The organism is Bifidobacterium merycicum DSM 6492 (assembly GCF_900129045.1).
Lineage (GTDB): Bacteria > Actinomycetota > Actinomycetes > Actinomycetales > Bifidobacteriaceae > Bifidobacterium > Bifidobacterium merycicum.
Genome location: NZ_FQTX01000012.1, coordinates 1 through 6412, shown reverse-complemented (window position 1 = coordinate 6412; position 6412 = coordinate 1). Strand labels below are relative to the sequence as shown.

Genomic DNA, 6412 nt, shown 5'->3' with positions numbered 1-6412 from the left:
CCCGCAAGGGGTGGAGCTGACCGGTACTAACGGGGGAAAGGCAATCACACAACACGCCATGTTGTTTTTGGTGTTGCCCGTATTGCGTCCTTCGGCTTGTTCCCCCGGCAGGGAGCATCCGTTTGGTCCACGGAACGAATTCGCGTCCATTGTCCGGTTCCCGAACCGCCATATGCCACCGTCCCCCCGGCGGGGTGGTGATAGGTTGAAGATTTGCGGCGACCATAGCCAAGGTGAGACGCCCGGTCCCATTCCGAACCCGGAAGCTAAGGCCTTGCACGGCGATGGTACTGCACCTGAGAGGGTGTGGGAGAGTAGCACGTCGCCGCTTACACTGTTGGATCGGATCCCGGTCGAGCCCCTGCGGGGGTTCCCGGGGTCCTTTTCGTATATCCGGGGGATTCCGGTTCCCGGTTTCCTTTCCTTTTCCTCGGGGGCCCTGGTTTCCCTTTTCCTTCGTTTTTTCTTCAGGCCCCGGATGCGCGCGTCGCGCATGGTCCGTCAGCGTGGCTGCCGTTAATGATGTGATGAGGTTCACGCGTTACGCTTGCGCGGGTTCCAGAGAATCACGTTACGATGGAAAACGGCAGAAGCCCGATAATTGACAATCAGCGAAAGGACCGATGATGACTCTCCTGCAGCATGAACTGACCGATTTTTAAGGTGAACGCGTTCCGGAACAACGAGTTCCATGAGGTGACCAAGGCTGATGTGCTCGGCCACTGGTCCCTGTTCTTCTTCTACCCGGCTGATTTCACCTTCGTGTGCCCCACTGAACTTGAGGATCTGGCCCGCAACTACGCCAGGTTCAAGGAAATTGGATGCGAGGTCTACTCTGTCTCCTGCGGCACCCACTTCGTGCACAAGGCATGGCATGACGCCAATGAAAAGATCGCCAAGATTCAATATCCGATGCTTGCCGACCCGGCCGCTCTATTGGCCAAGGATCTCGACACCTACAACGAAGTCGATGGCATGGCCGAACGCGGTGACTTCATCGTGAGCCCCGAAGGCAAGGTCGTGGCTTATGAAGCCATCTCTTCCAATGTGGGCCGCAATGCCGAAGAACTGCTACGCCGTGTGCGAGCTTCCCAGTTCGTCCACGAACATGGCGATCAGGCTTGCCCTGCCAACTGGACTCCAGGCGAGGACACTATTGAACCCAGCCTTGATCTTGTTGGTCAACTGTGATCGTCGCTTGACGGACGGCTTGTCAGGCTAATCCGACGGGGTGCCCGGAGAATCCTCCGGGCACCTCCTGAATAGCCAGATCAAGGCACGAAGGGAGTCGTTATGTCCCGAAATGATTTGTACGATGTCATAGTCATCGGCGGCGGTCCCGCTGGTCTGACGGCGGGATTGTATTCGGCCCGTGCCCGATATCGCGTACTGATTCTCGAGAAAGAGGATTTTGGCGGACAGATCACCATCACCAATGAGGTGGTCAACTATCCGGGCGTTGGCCGCACCACTGGCCGTGCGCTTACCCAGACCATGCGTCAACAGGCGCAGGATTTCGGCGCTGAATTCCTTTCCGCCGAAGCCATCGGCCTCGACGTGCATGGCGATGTCAAAACCGTGCATACTTCGCGCGGCGACTTGAAAGCTTTTGGTATTCTCATCGCCACCGGTGCCAGCCCACGCAAACTAGGGTTCGAAGGGGAGTCCGAATATGCTGGCCGCGGTGTGGCCTACTGCGCCGCCTGCGATGGCGAGTTCTTTGCCGGCAAGGAAGTACTGGTGGTCGGCGGAGGGTTCGCAGCAGCCGAGGAATCCGTGTTTCTGACCACATACGCCTCCAAAGTTACCGTTCTCGTACGGGAACAGGACTTCACTTGCGACGCCGCGGTGGCCGCCGCAGCAAAAAACAATCCGAAAATCGGCGTGCGTTACCAGGTCGAGCTGCAAGGTGTCACTGCCGGGCAAGGGGGTTTACGTGAAGCTTCGATCCTAAACCGGGCCACCGGCCAGACCGAAATGTGGAAACCTGTTGATGGCGGCACGTTCGGCGTGTTCGTGTTCGCCGGATATGTGCCCGCCACGGATTTGGTGCGCGGCGTGGTGGAGCTGGACGATTATGGTTACGCGGTCACGCACGGCTATCTCGAAACCTCGGTGCCGGGCGTGTATGCAGCAGGTGATCTGCGGGCCAAGAACCTGCGACAAGTGGTTACTGCCACCGCCGATGGCGCTATTGCCGCAGTGGAGTTGGAACGGTACGCCAAGCGGATGAGCGAGAAAACCGGTTTGACGCCACAGCGCCCGGTCTCTTGCGTCTACGAGCAGTCCACAACGAAGACAGATGCTGCCTCGTTGGACGCTACAGCGCCTACACCTACGCCTGCGCCCGCCACCAATCGCAACGCCGATGCCGCGGCGAACGCCGTTAGGAAGCCCGGCGAATTGTTCTCCGACGCCACCAGACAGCAGCTCAACGTGGTCTTTGGACGCATGTCTCGGCCGGTCACGCTTGCTCTGGAACTGGACGATACGCCGCTGTCCACGGAACTGCGGGGATTCATCGATGCGTTGGTCGCGCTGTCCGGTGGCAAGCTGAAATCGACGGTGGATGATGGTGAGTACGAGAAGGATGATACGGGTCGTGCGGTATTCGATGTCGACAGCGTGCTGCCGGCAGCGCGTCCATGCGTGCGCATGGTGGTGGATGGCGAGCCGACTGGTCTCGCCTTCCATGGCGTGCCTTCCGGTCATGAATTTAATTCGTTCGTGCTGGGCCTGTACAACGTGGCTGGTCCTGGTCAGCCGTTGGGCGATGATCTGATCGAACGGGCAAAGTCCATTGCAAGCCCGCTGAGTATCATGATTCTCGTCTCGCTCACCTGCACGATGTGCCCGGAGACAGTGCTCGCCTCCCAACGCCTCGCCTCGCTAAACCCTGCCGTGCGCGCCGAGGCCTACGACGTTTCGCATTTTCCTGAGCTTAAGGACCAATACGGCGCAATGAGCGTGCCCTGCATCGTCATCAACCGTGGTGGCGAGCAGACCGTCGAATTCGGCAAGAAGAGCATTCCTCAGATGCTTGATCTCATCGGCGCGTGACAAGCGCGTGACAAACGGTGATAAGCGCGTGAGCACGCTTCGGCCCACGGGATTCCGCCGCCTGATTCTGTGAACCGAATGCCACGCGATGACGAATATGCCCGGAATCAGGTTTCGGCTTGATCCCGGGCATATTTATATGCGATGGCGCAGGCACCCAGTTCGTGGGATTATCCGCTGTAATCCCACGAACTAGGAACCACGAACCTATGGGGGACTAGGCGACGGCGACGCGCTTGCCTGCGGCCTTGACCAGCGAAACACTGATCAGCGCGATTATGAACAGCACGATGAGTACCGGAATCAACGCGGCATAACGGTGCGCCTGATCGGGGGCGTGCGTGACGACGAACGACGCCAGCTGATTGCCGGACAAGCCGGCGAATGCCCAGGCGCTCAAGGTCAGCCCATGCGTGGTGGATACGGTTTTCGTGCCGAAGTGCTGATCGAGCAGTACCGGCAGGGTGGAGAAGCCGCCGCCGTATCCGGCGTTGACGAGGAACAGCATCATCAACACGGCCCACAACAAAGCGCGGTCGATACTGTTAGTACAAACCTGCAGCAGGCATACGGCGATCGATATCACGAAAATCACCTGATATACGGTTTCGCGGCGCTTGAGGTGATCGGACAGCGTGGAGAAGCCCACGCGGCCGGCGGTGTTGAGCACGGAATCCACGGCGAGCACCAAACCGATAATGCCGGAAATGGCGGCCGCGAACGCGCTCGGGCTTAGCGGAGCGTACTGCGGGAACGCCTTCAGCACATCATGCAGGATGTCTTTCTCTTGGCTGATAAGAGCTAGACCACAGGTGATGTTGATGTAGAAGGCGAGCCAGATGCCCCAGAACACGGGTTTCTTAAGAATCGAGACGCGGCTGACATAGGAGGTCGCGGGATCATAGACCCAGCCGGCGGGGCGGCGTATGAGCAGGAATCCCACGAGCATCATTATCGCGTAAACCACGGCGAGCGTATAGAACATGTTCACCAGGCCGATCGAGCCGATCAGGTATTCCATCACCGGACTGGCAATGGCTTTGGTCAAGCCGAAACCGGCGACTGCGATACCGGTGGCGAGGCCCCTGTTGTCGGCGAACCACAGCATCAGGTTCTTGACCGGGGTCAGGTAGCCGATGCCCAGGCCGGCACCCATGATCGCGCCGTAGCAGATGAACACGCCGGGCAGGAATCCCAAGGCGATGCTCACGCCCGTACCGGCGAAACCGGCCACAAAGCAGACCATTGAGATAAGAGCAGATTTCTTGATGTTTTTCTCAACCATCGGCCCGGCGAATGCAGCGGACATGCCGAGAAAGAAGATGGCGAGAGAGAAGCCCCATTCCACGGAGGCGGGGCTGGCGTGAAGCTGGTCCGCGATCAACTGCTTGAACACGCTCCAGCAATAGACGGTGCCGATTGGGATATGGATCAATAGTGCGGGGATGATTGCGCTGGTCCAACGATTCTTGGTAAACCTTGCCATGTATAGGCGAATCCTTTCGCAACTGGCGTACGATGACCTGCCGGTTGGAACAAGAGGAGTTTCGTCGAGGAAACGGATGCACACCACATGTACTGCGAACGATTCGCTGAACATCTTTGGTGTTGTTTTCATCGGCGCCGCTGGCTCTTGTCGGCGCCGACAGACAGCACTATAACGCCGTTACGGTGATGCCGTGGCCGATTATCGTGGGTTGTGACCGTGAGCTTATTCACATCGAAAACGGTCATGGAACGGTATCAATGTGAGTAAACTTGTGCTGCCGAACCGTGAAAGCCTGACGGTTGAGTTTACAAGCGAGGCATCCTGACCTCAGATTGACGATGAGCTCGTGGACAACGTGGTGGCGTTGGCCAATACCGAAAAACGGGTCGTTGCACTTGGCCTCGAGGACAACGGCACGGTAACCGGTGTTGGCAGGGAGCATCGCAGCGTTGACGGGCTGTCGGTGTTTATCTTCTTCAGCAAGACGGTGCCGCAGGTCGTGGTGCGTGCTGAAATCATCCATGCGGACAACGGGTTGCCGGTGGCGTGTATCGAGGTGGACCGCAACTTGCAGATTGTGTCCAGTATCCGGGGGGGCGGGACAGCGCCGTCTGAAGGCGGATGGAACGCCCGAGGTGGTGACGCTGTTCCCGAGCCGGTTCGTCAGTCGCCTATCCCAGTTGCGCAACTACGACTACAGCGCCCAGCCGGCGCGGAATCACGATTGGACGACTGGGATCCTGTCGCGCGCGAACGGTTGCGCGACAGGATCCGTCTCACCAATTCCGGCGATACATTGCCGCTGTTAGATGACGATGACCTCGACCGTGCGTTGTTGATGGTGGTGGACGGTCCCTACGGTCCGCAACCATCGCTTGCCGGAGTGCTGACCATCGGCAAGGTGGATGCGATCCGACGTTCCATGCCCATGGCATCGGAAGTGTTTCAAGTGATGAAAGGGGCGTCTTTGGCCGTCAATGCCGAGCCCTTCGTGGATGCCGTTGGTTGATATGTTCTCGCACATCAACGCATTGAAGCCTTGGAATCCGAATCATGAAATCATGAGCGGTCTGGTTCATGTCAATCTGCCTGATTTTGACCGTCAGGCGTTCCGTGAGGCAATGGCCAATGCGTTCTGCGATCCTTCGTCGCCATTGAGCAATGGCATTGTCGGGAAAGTTGGACGAAGTCGGCGAAGCGGATAGGTGGATTTGGGAACGGCTGGGGCATATGTGGGAACGCCTCGGCTGCTGGACCGGTTCATCACAGCAGCCGAGGCGTTTGATAAAGACTTAAATCTTACTTGCTGAAAACCTTCTTGAACAAGGTGGAGGAGGCCTTAGCGAAGGCGAACTGGCTGAGGCCGGCATCCATGGAAACGGTGTTGGCGTTAGCGATCTGGTCGAAGGTGTTGTTCTGTATTTTTTCTTCCTTTCACGCGGCTCGTCGTTTCGTTTGTTGGTTCATGCTTCGTGCGGAGCCGTTTGTTCTGTTGTGACTTCATTGTAGGCATGCCTTTGGTGTGAAGTCTCACCGGTTTCGTCGGCTACAACGGCATCACCGTCGTCGTGATCCCAATCGTCACCTACTTCAGCTGGGTGTTCACCGGCTCCCACACCGAAAGCCAGAGCGGCTGGACCTCCTTCGGCATCATCGTGGCGCTGCTCGGCATCCTGACCGCATGGTCCGTCGCGTTCGGCACCAAGGAAAGCGAAAGCGCCCTGCGCTCCAAGGCCCAGAAGAACGGTGGCCCGCTGCAGGCGTTCAAGGCCCTGTTCCAGAACGACCAGCTGCTCTGGGTGGCGCTGTCCTACCTGCTGTACGCCATCGCCAACGTGGCCACCACCGGCGTGCTGATCTTCC

General features: G+C 58.3%; 2 protein-coding genes, 1 rRNA gene and 3 pseudogenes. 5 read left to right on the top strand and 1 reads right to left on the bottom strand.

Annotation, left to right across the window (positions count from 1 at the left end):
* The first annotated feature begins 214 nt into the window (after positions 1-214).
* The 3 genes and pseudogenes from rrf (at position 215) to BUB29_RS09405 (ending at position 3060) form a co-directional block, all read left to right on the top strand.
* Positions 215-331, top strand: a 5S ribosomal RNA gene (gene rrf / locus BUB29_RS09415).
* Between the two features lie 295 nt (positions 332-626).
* Positions 627-1191: pseudogene (locus tag BUB29_RS09410) on the top strand (redoxin domain-containing protein).
* 102 nt (positions 1192-1293) lie between these two features.
* Positions 1294-3060: an FAD-dependent oxidoreductase gene (locus BUB29_RS09405; protein ID WP_033523970.1), complete on the top strand. Its 1767-nt coding sequence runs from the start codon at positions 1294-1296 to the stop codon at positions 3058-3060.
* Between the two features lie 217 nt (positions 3061-3277).
* Here BUB29_RS09405 and BUB29_RS09400 read toward each other — a convergent pair whose 3' ends face one another.
* Positions 3278-4546, bottom strand: a complete 1269-nt coding sequence (locus tag BUB29_RS09400) for an OFA family MFS transporter (RefSeq protein ID WP_033523971.1) — start codon at positions 4544-4546, stop codon at positions 3278-3280.
* Between the two features lie 334 nt (positions 4547-4880).
* On the opposite strand from BUB29_RS09400, the pseudogene BUB29_RS09395 reads away from it, so the two are divergent.
* Together BUB29_RS09395 and BUB29_RS09385 are read left to right on the top strand one after the other, a co-directional pair.
* Positions 4881-5688, top strand: a pseudogene (locus tag BUB29_RS09395) (AlbA family DNA-binding domain-containing protein); the annotation flags it as partial.
* A gap of 387 nt (positions 5689-6075) precedes the next feature.
* Positions 6076-6412, top strand: a pseudogene (locus BUB29_RS09385) (MFS transporter); the annotation flags it as partial.

Coding starts and splice junctions, on each gene's coding strand:
- BUB29_RS09405 (WP_033523970.1), top strand. CDS start 1,294: ATGTCCCGAAATGATTTGTACGATGTCATAGTCATCGGCGGCGGTCCC.
- BUB29_RS09400 (WP_033523971.1), bottom strand. CDS start 4,546: ATGGCAAGGTTTACCAAGAATCGTTGGACCAGCGCAATCATCCCCGCA.